This window comes from Ensifer aridi (genome assembly GCF_002078505.1).
Classification (GTDB): Bacteria; Pseudomonadota; Alphaproteobacteria; order Rhizobiales; family Rhizobiaceae; genus Sinorhizobium; species Sinorhizobium aridi.
Genome location: NZ_LUAV01000001.1, coordinates 17,545 through 32,037 on the forward strand (window position 1 = coordinate 17,545; position 14,493 = coordinate 32,037).

At 55.9% G+C, this 14,493-nt stretch carries 10 protein-coding genes and 1 pseudogene; 1 reads left to right on the forward strand and 10 read right to left on the reverse strand.

Annotated features, from left to right (window positions below; all coding sequences use genetic code 11):
- Positions 1-347: 347 nt before the first annotated feature.
- Positions 348-1,573: pseudogene (locus AYK65_RS00080) on the forward strand (transposase); the annotation flags it as partial.
- Between the two features lie 127 nt (positions 1,574-1,700).
- On the opposite strand, the gene AYK65_RS00085 reads toward AYK65_RS00080, so the two are convergent.
- From AYK65_RS00085 to AYK65_RS00130, 10 genes are all read right to left on the reverse strand, one after another.
- The gene (locus AYK65_RS00085) at positions 1,701-2,387 is read right to left on the reverse strand and encodes a GntR family transcriptional regulator (protein ID WP_172401970.1); all 687 of its coding nucleotides are present in this window, start codon (positions 2,385-2,387) and stop codon (positions 1,701-1,703) included.
- A gap of 49 nt (positions 2,388-2,436) precedes the next feature.
- A complete protein-coding gene (locus AYK65_RS00090; protein ID WP_081157708.1) occupies positions 2,437-3,585 on the reverse strand; it encodes a M24 family metallopeptidase in 1,149 nt (382 codons plus the stop codon).
- 109 nt (positions 3,586-3,694) lie between these two features.
- A complete protein-coding gene (locus tag AYK65_RS00095) occupies positions 3,695-4,540 on the reverse strand; it encodes an ABC transporter permease (protein ID WP_081157709.1) in 846 nt (281 codons plus the stop codon).
- Positions 4,537-5,775, reverse strand: a complete 1,239-nt coding sequence (locus AYK65_RS00100) for an ABC transporter permease (RefSeq protein ID WP_081157710.1) — start codon at positions 5,773-5,775, stop codon at positions 4,537-4,539. Before AYK65_RS00100 ends, AYK65_RS00095 begins: the two co-directional genes overlap by 4 nt.
- Positions 5,776-5,839: 64 nt before the next feature.
- Positions 5,840-6,904, reverse strand: a complete 1,065-nt coding sequence (locus AYK65_RS00105) for an ABC transporter substrate-binding protein (protein WP_081157711.1) — start codon at positions 6,902-6,904, stop codon at positions 5,840-5,842.
- Positions 6,905-7,023: 119 nt separating this feature from the next.
- Positions 7,024-8,121, reverse strand: coding sequence for an ABC transporter ATP-binding protein (locus tag AYK65_RS00110; protein ID WP_081157712.1), 1,098 nt, complete (start codon positions 8,119-8,121; stop codon positions 7,024-7,026).
- Positions 8,122-8,575: 454 nt separating this feature from the next.
- The gene (locus AYK65_RS00115; RefSeq protein WP_172401971.1) at positions 8,576-9,109 is read right to left on the reverse strand and encodes a sarcosine oxidase subunit gamma; all 534 of its coding nucleotides are present in this window, start codon (positions 9,107-9,109) and stop codon (positions 8,576-8,578) included.
- Positions 9,102-12,065: a sarcosine oxidase subunit alpha family protein gene (locus tag AYK65_RS00120; RefSeq protein WP_081157714.1), complete on the reverse strand. Its 2,964-nt coding sequence runs from the start codon at positions 12,063-12,065 to the stop codon at positions 9,102-9,104. Before AYK65_RS00120 ends, AYK65_RS00115 begins: the two co-directional genes overlap by 8 nt.
- Positions 12,062-12,328, reverse strand: coding sequence for a sarcosine oxidase subunit delta (locus tag AYK65_RS00125; protein ID WP_081157715.1), 267 nt, complete (start codon positions 12,326-12,328; stop codon positions 12,062-12,064). Before AYK65_RS00125 ends, AYK65_RS00120 begins: the two co-directional genes overlap by 4 nt.
- 9 nt (positions 12,329-12,337) lie before the next feature.
- Entirely contained in the window at positions 12,338-13,594 is a 1,257-nt protein-coding gene (locus AYK65_RS00130; RefSeq protein WP_081157716.1) for a sarcosine oxidase subunit beta family protein, read from the reverse strand.
- Between the last annotated feature and the right edge of the window lie 899 nt (positions 13,595-14,493).

Below are 14,493 nucleotides of genomic sequence, written 5' to 3' on the forward strand. Positions count from 1 at the left end.
CCGAATGCGGGGCGACAAAAGGTGGCCTGCTGCCGGTGTCGTGGACACCGAGATAAGGTGCTCCTCCTGAAACCGGAGAATATGTGCGGGCTTCTGTAATTAGCGGATAGCGATTCCAGTAAAGCGCGGACAGCGTCCCGCACAGACGACGAGCGGGGCTGCTAATGTGTAGGTCGGGCAAATTAGCCTGTGCCGACCAGCGCGGAACGGGATCCCCGCAATGCAGATCAGCTTCTCGCGAATGACGTGTCCGCCTCCCTGCATCCCAACTTTAGCCCGTCTTAGTCATGACGGGCATATGATGGGCTGACGGGTGTAGCTTAAGCAAATGATGGCGTAGGATTAGGTTGTCTAAGCCACTCCGGTCGACTGCATCTTGTTGCCCGTTTGCTTTTCCAACCGCTGGACGCAAGAAGATCACAGCCGCTTTTAACGGCGGACGCATCACAAGCGGCGTCTGCAACTGAATGACGGCTTGCCGGGCGATCCACGATCCGCGTGATCCGGGGCGGGTGAGGCATGGCCGATATCCTGCGCGGCCGCATCTTCGCTATCGCCCAGCGCCTCCGAGGATGCCAATGATCTCGACCGGCTACGCTTCGACCCGGCCTTCAAGCTCGCCTGCGGACGATTGCCCGACAGCGGGCTTGACCTGTGCTCGTAGCCGACCTGCTCTCGCTTGGAGAACCTGCCCCGACCTCAGGACCGTGATGCGCTTGGGTGGCGGGCTGGTCAACCTGTGGCCATCGATTTATGCCGCGCCGCGGGAAAACATTACGCGCGACATCCATGACAAGGTGGACGTCGTTCACGGCCATCAACAGCTTTCGTTGTTCAACGGCCACAATGACGAGTGCTTTTCTTTCCGTTCCACATCTACGACCCGATCTAAATCTACGACGCTCGCCCTCTCGCCACGAGCCTGCGTCCGGGAAAGACACTGACAGGCAAGGAGATCCGCGGCGACAGCCACTATGGCCGGGCGCACACGTCATGCAATGGTGTGAGAACAACAGAACAACAACGGCAGCGACTATCCGCTCGGGCTCGCCGGCGACAAGGTTCTCAAGCGTCTCGTTGAGAAGACCGCCGACGACATCCGCCCCTCGCCCTTGAACAGATTCCGGTGCTGCGCGGATATACAAATACCCGATCTGAGGCGAAGTCCTGCAAGGAGGAACACCGCGTCTGCGCCCGGATCGAGGCGACTACGATGGGCCTCGACATCCTTTTCGTCTCCACCAACATTTTTGAGGGCTCCGCTGAGCCATGTACTGCGCCCGCGGTCAGGCCGAGAACCAGATCAAGATGCACAAGAGCCTGCTTGCCTCCGACCGGCCCTCCTGCCGATTACTAATCGCCAACCAGGTCCGCCTTGTCCTCCACACCGCCGCTACTGGCCGCTACTAACGCTGCGCTAGGCCATGCCGCGCGAGATTGCAAGTGCAAAGCCGAGCCGCCACGGTCGGGCTGCGACTCACCAAGTTCGGCACCCGCATTACCGGAAACCGCCTCGCGCATCCGCTTCGCCTTCGACGCTACATGCCCCGGGGCCGAGCTCTTCCGCCACCTGCGGCCCGCCGCGCATGAACGCCGGGGCGACGATGCCAGCAGAGCCAAGAACCCTTTAACGTCAAACGCGTGCCGCCAAGTCCCAATCTTCCTACCCAAAGTCTACTCCACACCGTGAATAAGAGGGGTTAGTCACACTGGGGTTCACCGCGCGATATTACTTTGAAGATGCGTTCAAACGCCATCGCAGCCTGATTTCTTCTACGGAAACCGAAGCCGCGTAGGTCGCCGCGTTGCAGCACGGCAATAAGCTCACGAAGTTCCGACGAAAGAAGCTCCACTTCTTCTTTCCAATCGAGCTTAGGCACACAGCTTAACCAGATTCGGCCGATCTCAAAGTAAAGATTTTCAATGATTTCCCGCGCCCGAATGTTGGAAATCGCTGCTGCTAGTGCTTCTTCCGCGTCGCGATGTATCCTTCCAAGCAAATGGATATTATGGTTTGATTGTAATTGCTCTGACTCCTCAACCAATCTTTGCAGCGAGTGAATTGTAGACGCTGGTATCGGCAAATCAATGAACCTGTAAAGGTTCTCAGCCAAAACCATTCTAACTTCGTATATCTGGCTGAGTGTTCTTGCATCAACTTCGGTTACGGTTGTGTAGGAACCTTGAGACCGCACCAAGAGGTGCTCGAATTCTAGGCGCTGGAGCACCTTTCGGAGCGGCGTTCGACTGATCCCAAATTCGGCAGCTAATGTATTCTCCGACAACTTTGTCCCCGGGGAATACTCTAGCAGCGCTATGCGATTGCGCAAAATCGCATAGATTTCTGAGACTGAGTTGAACGACTGATCAGCATCAAAGATGTTCATTCCGGTCGCAGATCCCATAGTCGCGGCGTCCCCCTTAATCTTCGAGGGCCTACACCTCAGCGAGATTTCTCGGTAGTGTGGTCAGGAACACGGCGCCAGTTTCTTCAACCAGCACACAATCCGAAAGGAAGTTGTCGTTCCCAGCATCATCCGTAATCCATGTGAGCAGGTGGAATACCATCCCTTGCTTTATCGGGACAGTACTAGCGCCGTGCAAACTGTTTACACCCGGACCGCCTGTCCAGGTTGGTGGAAACGACACCCCTACCGTATAGCCGCAATGCTGAAGCCGCGCAGACACGTTTGACGCATTAAGATGAGCTTGCCAAGCTGCATGCACATCAGAAGCCAGAGCACCAGGCTTCAGGGCGTTCAAGGCCTTCTGGTGTGCTTGGTTGCTGATTTCTGCGAGCTTTTTTGCCGCCGCAGGAGCCGGTCCAACATAGCCTGTTCGCGCCATTGGCGCGTGGTACCGGTTAATGCAGCCAGAGAGCTCCAGAAGGAAAGAGTCGCCGGTCTTCAGTTTACGGGACGTCCAGGTGGTGTGAGGCTCGCAGATTCTTTCGACCGACCTGATGAAGGGCGGGAACCCCGGAGACTGTCCACCGGCAGAAATCATGGCGTTGTAGACTTCGGCAGCAACGGTGTTCTCAGCAACACCGTTGCCCGCTGCGGCGATGCCTGCGGAGACCATAGCGTCGGAAATCCGTGCTGCCTGTTTGGTTTGCTCAATTTCGAAAGGAGATTTCACGAGACGCATTTCTTCGACGATGCCCGAAGAGTCCACAAAATTGGCGTCAGGGAGAGTTGCACAGATCGGTGTTTCGATTGCAACGTTCCAGGCACTGTTCCTTTGGAACGCTACGCGCGCGCTCGTGCCAGCCATCTTGACCAAGTGCGATGCTATTGCCGCCGCGACGTCGTCATTGTCTCCATATCCGACAAAATCTACGTTCGTGGCCTGGCGCACGATCGTAGGCGTTTCAATACGTCTTGCGAAGAGCACCGGCTTGCCCTCCATCGGGACCAGGAGGGCGTGCAGGCAGAAATATCCTTCGTAGTCGAGCCCAGCGAGATAGTAAATGTTCTCGGGACTGGTGAAAATCGCCACGTCGACGCCGCGTTGTTGGCACGTCTCCCTGACCCTCTCGAGACGACGTTCGCGCTCGACTTCGGCTTTATTGATAATCTGCTCCATCTGAGTTTCCTTTCAAGCAGTAGATGAAAGTGATCGAAGTTGTTCTATCTTTGCTAAAGGTGGCGGGCAGCCTGTCTGGCCTAGCAGGCGAGAAATCTTCGTGAGAGATCTACGGTGACGGGTTCTTGAAGCGGGCACTGCGTCGGTTCAAATGACCAACGATCGCCATCAGGATTATCGCCATTACAATCAAGAGAGTGGCCACTGCCGTAATGGTGGGATTGAAACTTTCCCTGACACCGCTCCACATTCTGATGGGCACCGTGTGTTGTGGCGGCGTAGCGAGGAATAGGGTCACGACGATCTCGTCCCAGGACCAGACAAACGCGAAGATCGCGCCTGAAATGACACCGGGCGAGATAAGCGGCAGTGTGACCTCGTAGAAGGCACGTGACGGCGATGCCCCATGAACTGCCGCGGCTCGCAGCAGTGTTTGATTGAACCCTTTCAAAGTGGCTGAGACAGTTATCACGACGAACGGGGCGCCAAGGGCGGCATGAGCCAAAATCAGGCTCCAGAACGTGCCGACGAGCTTAAGTTTAGCGAATACATAGAAGAGCCCGAGGCCGGACACGATCGCCGGGACGACGAGCGGCGATACGAGCACTGCGAACACAACATTTCTATATCGCCAAGTGCTCTGGCTCAGTCCCAACGCCGCCAGAGTTCCTAGCACGGTGGCCAGCACCGTTGAAGAAATACCAACTATAAAGCTGTTCAAGATCCCGCGTTGCCACATAGTCGATGTTGATGAACCACCGAAGATCTCCGCGTACCATCGAAGGGAGAATCCCGGCATTGGATAGGTAAAGTAGGGGGCGGAGTTGAACGATAGCGGTATGATGACGATGATCGGCAGAATTAGGAACAACAGTACAAGCCCACCGACGAGCGCAAGGGCAGTCTTGGGTAATACGGAAGCTGGCCTGGTGAGCATTAGCATCGGCGTTGTCATTGTCCTGCCTCCTGCGTGTAGGTGGTCGTTCTAAGTCTAGCGAACAAAAGAATGACCGCTCCGACGACCACAAGGAGGAGTACGCTCAGGGCAGCAGCAAGGCCCCAGTTGCCAAAGTTGCTCGCGTTTTGGGCGATGTAATAGCTCAGCATCTGATCAGCGGGTCCACCAAGAAGTGCGGGTGTGATGTAGAACCCCAGAGTGACGATAAACACGAGCAATATACCGGCCCCCAAGCCCGGAAAGCTAAGTGGAAGATAGACCTCCCAGAACGACCGAAGTGGGGGAGCGCCAAGCGTAGCCGCCGCATTCAGGTAGGTACTCGGGATCTTCAGCATCACGCTGTACAAAGGAAGGACCATGAACGGCAGCATCACATGAGTCATCGCGACGTACACTGCGAACCGGTTATAAATTAGCTCTAGTGGCTCGGACCAAAGACCGAGAAACATACCAACGTCGTTAATCAGGCCGTGCTTTTGCAGAAGCACAAACCAAGCCGTCGTTCGGACAAGCAGAGACGTCCAGAACGGCAACAACACAAGTAAGATCAACTTAATCCGCAATGCTTCGGATGAATTCGCAAGAAAATAGGATAGAGGATAACCAAGAATAACGCAGGCTGAAGTGACCACAAAAGTCATCCATAATGTGCGGGCGAGGACATCGAAATAAAAACCACGACCATCTGACGTTGTTTCAGTGGCAGACATTCCGAGCGCTGTTCTGAAATAAAACAGTGAGTACTGGCTTGAGGCGTCCCGAAGCGCGAGCCAATACCGGTTCTCTTTCCAGCGTCGATCGATCTGGATCAATCCTTCCATGCCATTGACGATTGGAGTACCGGAGATCTTTTGCCCGGTCTTCATTAGAAGGGATTGAAAACCGGGGATTGCATAGTTCAGTCGGCTACCCGCTTGGCCCAGGGTTCTATTGCCCGCGGCCTCCTTGACATCGCTAGCCAGGGCGGCGAACACCTCATCCCTCGGCAGACCATTCCCATCCCAATGCTGAATGAGGCTTGCTGTGTTCGGAAGCACGTTCGAGACTTCGGGGTCTTCAATACTTCTGATCAACATCAAGACGATTGGGAGAGCAAAGATCAGGGTGATGTAGAAGAAGAGAGGAGCGACGAGCATACCTCGCCGCACCTCTTTTAACCTCAACTCGCGACGGTAACCGTAGGCGGCCGAATCATCGAGAGCTTTGGATATAACTTTGGCAGTGATGGTCATCGGATACTCCGGCAATTCCAAGCTCTTCCTGGCCAAAATGCGCGGCCGCCTACAATTTGCGACATTATTGCTGAGCCACCCAGTTGTTGAACCGCTCCGTCAGATCTTCCTGGTGATCAACCCAGAACTGGACATCCATTGGAAAGCCGTTCTTCAAGTTTTCGGGACTTGTTGGAAGTTCGGGATTGAGTTCCGCGGGAATGAGCTTGCCCGCGGCCAGGACCGCAGGTCCGTTAGCCACTCGTTTGGTAACTTCGGCGATCAGCTCCGGTTTGGTGGCATACTCCAGGAACTTGTAAGCGTTGTCGACGTTGGGCGCGCCCTTGGGCATGATCCACATTGACGTCTCCCAACGGAACTGATTCCAAACGGTCTTGATTTGCTTTTGACCCTCACCGTGAGCAGCACTGTACAAGCGGCCGTTCCAGCCGACCGTCATTGCAACTTCCTTGTCTGCGAGAAGCTGGACGGATTGTGCGCCGGTCTCCCACCACACGATATTTGGCTTGAGTTTCGAGAGGCTTGCGAACGCGCGATCGACACCTTCCGGTGTGCTCAGCACTTCGTAAACCTTGTCCATGGGGACCCCGTCTGCCAACAACGCAAACTCAAGAGTTCCGTTGGGAGACTTCCGCATCGCGCGTTTGCCTGGCCATTTTTCCACATTCCAGAAGTCAGCCCAGGATGCTGGGCCAGGCTCCGCCACCTGATTTGTGTCGTAAGCAAAATTGACGGAGTAGATAACATCGGGAATTCCACACTCGATCAGGCTTCCGGGAACGAAGTCATTTTGCGTCAGCTTCAGGCGCCCGAGATCGAAACGTTCCAGAAAATCCTGCTGGCAGCCGATTGCGGCAATCACGGACTCACTCTCGGCCAGCTGCCAATTGTAGGTGCCGGTGGTAGCCATGGCGCGAATTTTTCCGACGTCACCAGAGAAAGCGTCCGCGAGAACATTGATCCCCGTCTCCTTGGTGAAGGGCTCGTAAACCTCTTTTCGCAGAGCTTCTTCGAATGTACCGCCATATGTCGCGATAGTAAGATCGTCGGCTCTCGCGGCTACGGTAGACGCAACCAGCAAACCGGCCAATGCGGCTGCCGAGTATAGGTTGTTTGAGATACTGCGCATGCACTTCCCCCTCTTCTTCCTTGGTTGTCAACACACAATCTGCACCACTAAGGGCGCGCGCCGCCCTCGAGCGATCAGACGAACGCTCGGTGGTGGATTTGTTGATGTACGTCCTATTGCTATGCTCGCAGCACTCTGCAGTCCTGCGACCTCCATCCAACGAACAGATCCTGGCCAACCCGGTACTCAGGAGCGCCATGAGTTCTTGGTATCTTCACGAGAAATTCCTCATTTCCCGCCACGTCCAGCCGGAGCCGGGTCTGGTCTCCGAGTTCGATGACTTCGTTCACGCGCCCCCGGTACCTGTTCCGGTAGCCTTCTCCGGGAGAAACCACGACCCGCTCGGGGCGTATCACCAGGACGACGCTTACTTCGGGTGACAAGTGGTGCGGGCTAAGGCCTTCGCCCCGCGAGCCATCATGAAGCTCAACGTTGCAATTGTTGCCTTGTGAATGAATAACCTTTGCACCCAATTTGTTGTTTTCTCCAACGAACGAAGCAACGAAAGCAGTGTCAGGCGCGTCATAGAGCTGCATGGGGGAAGCAATTTGCTGGATCTTTCCCTCGTTGAACACCGCAACGCGATCCGCCATCGTGAGAGCTTCACTTTGATCGTGTGTGACGAAGACCATTGTCACACCGAGGCGCCTATGTATCTGGCGCAGCTCGAGCTGCATTTGCTCCCTCAGCCTCTTGTCCAAGGCACCGAGCGGTTCATCAAAGAGGATTACTAGTGGTTCGAACACGAGCGCGCGCGCAAGCGCAATACGCTGCTGTTGCCCGCCCGAAAGCTGATCAGGCTTCCGCGTTCCCATACCGGGGTCACCAAGATCGACCATTTCGAGTGCTGATTGCCCGAGCCGGCACGCATCTTTCCTGGATATTCCCTGCATGCGAAGCGGGAAAATTATGTTCTCCATGACCGTCATATGTGGAAACAGGGAGTAATTTTGAAATACCATGCCAAATTTTCGCTTGTGCGTTGGTATATCCTGTAGCGACTTTCCCGCCAGCGTTATGCTGCCGCTGGATGGATGCTCGAAGCCCGCCAACATTCCGAGCGTTGTGCTTTTTCCTGAGCCGGACGGGCCAAGTAGCGCGAGAAACTCGCCTTTGTATATGTCCAGGCACAAGTCGCAAACGACAAAAGTCTTCCCATCGTAGGTTTTGTTGACCTTATGAAACTTTATAAGCGGGTCTTGATCGTGATTAGGCATGCAGTTCCCCTGCGTCAGCTAGAGCTGCGCGTCGATCTGTTCTCAGATCTTTTTTGTCTTCTGCGGCAATGGCATTTCACGCCTGCCACGCTGATATTCTTACCATCAATTGCGCTTGTGTACAAGTAAGTTCGCCTCCATTGGCCTGCTTTTTTGGTCGGCCGCCCCGCTTACTGTCTCGCGCGGAAAACGGGGCGAATTTACCTTTTTGCGTCCAGTTTCACTGCCTTTCACGCTGACATAAAGCCGATTGGGCGTAGGAAAGCGGCCACGCATCGATCATCCCGTGTGATGCTAGCCGCCATGTCGCCACCTTGGATACAAGTCATCCCTCGTCCAATCCAGCGGTTAGCGAGCAGAGCTTACGGTAGGTCTTCTACGCCGCAATGCGGCTACCGATGACGCCGAACTCGGGACTCCGTGACGGAGGAAAGGGACCATGCGAGGCAGCATCTTACGCGACTTGGTTGAGATGCTCTGCAATAAAGCCAGTCAGGGAGACAGCAAACGTGGTCGGGATGCATAGATCGAACTCCTCCATTCCAACTCTATCAATCAGCACGCTAACGTGGTGGATCGCAGTTTGGGCGAAGGTCCCGATTGGGAAGCCGGCCTCCGACAAATCAAGCGCGACCATGCGACTAAGCAAGCTCGCTGCACCACGCCCGTTTAGCCGCAAGCAAACTCGCGAATGCGAAAGATCCAGCGTCACAATTTCGTCAACTGCTTCAAAGTTCATCGCCGTGTCCGATCGGACGAGAACTCGATCAGGCGCGATGCGCCATACACTCGTCAGCCCTCGGCGAAACGATGAGCGGCAGTCGCTCGGGAGCGAAAGGGCTTGCTTCCGCAGAATACCGTCAGCGAGAATGTCAAAATCTTCCCACCCGGCAAGCTGGGTCAAGGTCCCCAACTCCACTTCACGGATCGTCACGGGAAGTCCGTCAGAGGTAGTGCCACGCACTGGTGACTGATGCTTCTTAGCCATTCTGATGATGTCCTTCCGGATCGAAGAAATGATGCGAAACGACTTTTGCCTGCCACGTTTCATTGCCGACAAAGTCTACCACTTGAATTGTTTCACCGAACCTCTGAGGACCCCGCGCCAGAAGTGCCAACGCGATATTCTTTTTCAGCGCCGGCGAGTAGGTTACAGCAGACACCCACCCTTCGCCGTGTCCTTTTGTGGGAGCATTCATTGCGAACAGAAGTGAGCCCGCCCGCGCACTGGAGTCTCCGATGATTTCCAGCCCCACCAAAGAAGGCCGTGATGGATCTTCGAGTACCGGACGCTTTCGAAGTACGGAGCCGACAAATTGCTTCTTGGTGGACGCGAAGCCCTCTAAGCCGAGATCCTTCAGGGTTGTGCGCCCATCGATTTCCGACCCGGCTATGTGTCCCTTTTCAATGCGAAGGGCGCCCATGGCTTCAAGACCGTAGGGCCTGAGATTGTATGGAACGCCAGCCGCAATAAGGGCTTCCCAGATCTCGCGGCCACGTTTGGCTGGAATAAAGAGCTCATAGGCAAGTTCACCTGAGAAGCTCATCCGGTGCAAGCGGCAAGCCACTTCAGCAATCGTGACATGAGTAAAGTGGTTGCTTGGTAGGACCTCGTTGCTTAGATCTACACCTGCGAGGGCGGCTAACACACCCCGAGATTTCGGGCCGGCAATTGCGATAGCAGCCCATTGGTCTGTGACGGAGGTCACATGGACCCTGAGGTCCCTCCATGCGGTCTGGAGGAGGTGCTCCGCGTTCGCTAGCACCTTGGCGGCGTTTGCCGTCGTTGTGGACATGAAGTAATCGTTCTCGCCCAGGCGCGCCGTCGCGCCATCGTCGAAAACGAACCCATCTTCGCGCAGCATTATGCCATATCTCAACTTGCCGGTAGGAAGCGTTTTGAAGCCATTCACATAAACGCGGTTGAGGAATTCCGCGGCGTCCGGCCCCTGCACTGCGATCTTGCCAAGCGTGGAGATATCGACGATGCCGACATGCTTGCGCACGTGGGACGCTTCGCGAATATAGGCCTCGTTGATACCCTCACCCGAGGCCGGGTAGTACCATGGACGAAGCCACAGGCCTGCATCGATCATCTCCGCGCCATTCTCTTCATGCCAACCGTGGATCGTTGAAAGCCTGATCGCTCGTAGATGACGATCCCGATCATGACCAACCAAGGTACCTAGCGCCACCGGCGTATAGGGCGGTCGGAATGTTGTCGTGCCGACGGAGGGGATGTCCATGCCGCGCAGGGTTGACATGCGGGCAAGAGCATTGAGGTTCGACGTCTTCCCCTGATCGGTTGCCATGCCTGATGTTGTATAGCGCTTGAGATGTTCGACCGAGACGTATCCTTCAAGATGGGCTTGATCGATATCGGCCAGCTTCACGTCGTGCTGAAAATCCACAAATGCTTTACCGGGAGTGCTGCCATCTGCCTTGGTGATGACTGTCACCGGCGCAAGATTGCGGCCCCAGAAGTCAGCGTGGCCAAGTAGAGCGGGTTCTTTCCCGATGCCTCCACCAGCTTTGTGGCCCTGCAAGAGAGAATCTTTGAGCGATGGGGACCCGACGAGCGAGCCGACACATGTGAATGCCCCTCTTTCCGCTGGCGGTAGAAACGTGTCCAGTTGCCTGTCATATTGCGGCTTGCCAAAGCGCTGACTCCAAAGGTGCAGCGTCGGAGTCCAACCACCAGATACGGTGACAAGATCGCAATCAATCCGCAGGCTCCTTCCCACCGCTTTACCCTCGGGCGTAACGTAAACGACGTATGCAGCCTTTACGCATTTGCCACCCACCACCTTCAGGACCGCATGTCCGGGCCGCAGGTCAATTCCCGCCTTTCTCGCATTCTCCCCGAGTTGGGCCGGGACCTCGCGGCGCAGGTCGCAGATTGTTACCCTCGCCCCCGAGTTTGCGAGTTCGATGGCTGCGGTATATGCGCTGTCATTGTTCGTAGCCACCACGATCCGTTCGCCGGCAAGAACAGCATATCGATTCAGATAAGTACGAACAGCTGAGGTGAGCATAACCCCGGACACATCATTGTCGGCGAAAACCATGGGTCGTTCTATCGCTCCGGTCGCTAGGATAGCCCGTTTGGTTCGCACCACCCAGTAGCGCTGCCGCGGTTTTCCCTTCTCGGGCGCGCGAATATGGTCCTGCACACGCTCCACGAGGCCGAACACCTCACAGTCATACGCTCCGAAAGCCGTGGTACGCCTCAGAACACGAACGTTCGGAAGATCTGAAAGCTCCGCAGCGGCCTGGGCGAGCCAGACATCGGAGGGCCCGCCCGCCGGTTCGCTGAGAAGCGATCCGCCAAGGTCACGGTCCTGCTCGACGAGTATGACGTTGTCGCCCCTGCGGCCAGCCGCGAGAGCTGCAGCGATCCCCGCGGGGCCTGCCCCTACAATCAAGACATCACAGAAGGCGTTGATCTTCTCGTAGTGGTCGGGATCACGAAGCGTTGTTCCCCGTCCCATGCCGGCCGCCTTACGGATGAACCGCTCCCAAAACATCCAGAACTTCGTCCCGCCGAAGGGACCGATGAAGGTCTTGTAGTAAAAGCCGGCGCCGAAGAAACGGGACATTAGCCCGTTGACCGCGCCAGCATCGAATTGGAGACTTGGCCACGCGTTCTGAGGTGTCGAAGTCAATCCGTCGAAGACTTCCACCATTGTGGCTTGTGCATTGGGTTCGTGGCGATCACCCTCACGAAGATGGACAAGGGCGTTAGTCTCTTCGACACCAGCTGCAACGAGACCACGCGGCCTATGATATTTGAAGCTGCGCCCGACGATCTGCTGACCGCCAGCGAGCAAAGCGGATCCTAAAGTGTCTCCGAGATGTGCCGAAAATGACCGCTGGTCAAACTGGACGGTGACGCTAAGAGAGCGATCGATCCGTCCTCCGGTTGTAAGTCGCCGGGCCGTCATACCGTCACCTCACGCGCAAGGAAGGAGCCAAACATCTCGTGTGTCAGTGTATCGCGTTCAACGACGATCCACTGCCTGCATCCGGCGACGTGGTGCCAATATTCTTTGTGCCGACCGCGTGGATTCTCACGAATGAACACATATTCATGCCAGACCTTGGGATCCGTCTCACTGATATCAGGGCGGCGAACGGTTGCATCTTCGCCGTATGTAAACTCAGTTTCATCCCGCAGCCCGCAAACTGGGCAATAAATTCTCAGCATGTTTGAACCTCATTGGGCCTTCGGATACGGGCCGGCGCCCGTCTCGTCGATCTGATAGCCACGCTCGAAGCGGCTCAGCGTAAACTCAGCGCTGTCCGGATGTGGTTCTCCCTTGGCGATGGTCCAGGCAAAGCAATATCCTGAGGCAGGTGTCGCTTTGAAGCCACCGTAGTTCCAGCCACCGTTCAGCCAGAGGCCCTCGATGGGCATTTTGCCGATGATGGGAGAACCGTCCATCGTCATATCCACTGCACCGGCCCAGTGGCGCAGCAAACGCAGACGCGACAGCGACGGCATGAGGGCTATGGCGCTTTGGAGCGTGTGTTCGACGATGGGCAGTCCACCGCGTTGCGCATAGGAGTTAAACCCGTCGAGATCACCGCCGAGTACCAGGCCGCCCTTATCGGACTGGCTGATATAGAAATGCGCGCCCCCGTAGATGATCACATGGTCAACGAGCGGTTTCAGTGGCTCTGTGACAAAGGCTTGGAGCAGGTGGGTTTCGATGGGCAGGCGCAATCCTGCCTTGCTGGCCAAATGGCTGGTATGGCCGGCAACTGCAAGGGCCACCTTATTTGCGCGGATCGGCCCGCGTGTGGTTTCGACCCCAACGATTTTGTCCGTTTCCCAGATATATCCGAGCACCTCACATTGCTGGATAATGTCGACGCCTTGTTTGTCGGCCCCGCGCGCGTACCCCCATGCGACCGCGTCATGACGCGCTGTGCCAGCTCGGCTTTGTAGGAATGCACCATAAATCGGAAACCGCGCGCTTGCGGAGTAGTCCAGGAAAGGAAGCCGCTTCTTTATTTCTGCGCGATCGAAAAATTCTGCATCAATACCGTTTGCCCGCATCACATTTGCGCGGCGCCGTAGGGCATCCCCCTGTCCCGGCGAATGGAAAACATAGTAGTAGCCACGCTGCGACAACATGACATTGTAGTTCAGATCTTGACTAAGATTCTCCCACATCTGCACCGATCGCTCGTAGAACTCAGTGTTGCCGGGCATCATGTAGTTTGAGCGTACGATGGTGGTGTTGCGGCCAGTATTGCCGCCACCGAGCCAACCCTTTTCCAGGACAGCAACGTTGCGAATCCCATGCTCCTTAGCCAAATAGTAGGCGGTGGCAAGTCCGTGACCACCGCCACCCACGATCACGACGTCGTAACTTGGCTTCGGCGCCGGATCGCGCCAGGCACGCGGCCAATGCTTGTTCCCCAACAATCCATGGCGTAGGATGGAAAGGGCGGAATAGTGGCTCATGTAAACTCCTCGCAAAAATCGAACTCTTGTCGGCTTCAAGAGCATTCGCCGTAGCTTCAGACGCGGTTGCGATCGTTGCGACACGATACCGTCGAACAATTCAGCAGTTGCAGTGGAGCAGAAGGCAGCTCTTGCTATCCATTACCCGCCGTACGAGGGTTCCAGAACCGAGACCAGTTTGCCACAGAGCCGACGTTGTCACGAAGATCGGTTCAATGAAATTGATGGCCCCACCCGCGTTGTCAGCATCTCAAAGTAGCGCCTGGTCTGTGCAGTGAGCTCACTACAGCTCATCCCCTTGAGCTGGGCTGGATTTCAAAAGTTTGGATGCTCCTCCCAAAGCCTAGTTTTCGAGATGATAAGATGGCGCCGTGCGTGGCGTAAAGCTAAATTTCGCTCACCAAATGCAACTAATGTACAGCACTTTGCTCCCTCGAAATAGACAAATTGCGTGAAGCTGACATTGACGATTCCGACAGACCGCTATTTGCAATGATGGTGGGGATGGGCGAAGCCAGTGCGGTGCCTGCAGAGAAGCTGCAGGTCTCGAAGGGGACAATTCAGAAACGCCTCGATCGCTCGTACTCACTGGCGTGGTTCGTCGATGACTGCCTCTATTGGCGGACGCGCGCGGCCGATCTCGCTTGTGTTGCGACAGACACACGGAGCATGCTGCGGTAACCTTCAGCCCAGTTCAGCCTGGTGGCGCGAGCAGCAACCTAACCGATAGGATGGCAAGCACCTCCATGAGCAGTTGGCAGACGAGGAATGCCATGTCTCTACAGGCAGCGATGCAACCTTAACCGCGGCAAAAATGGGATCACGTCCTTCTAGAACGATGTAGACATCGTCGGTCAAGCCTGAACTCTCAAAAAGACTACTGCGGCGCTGCGGCCTCC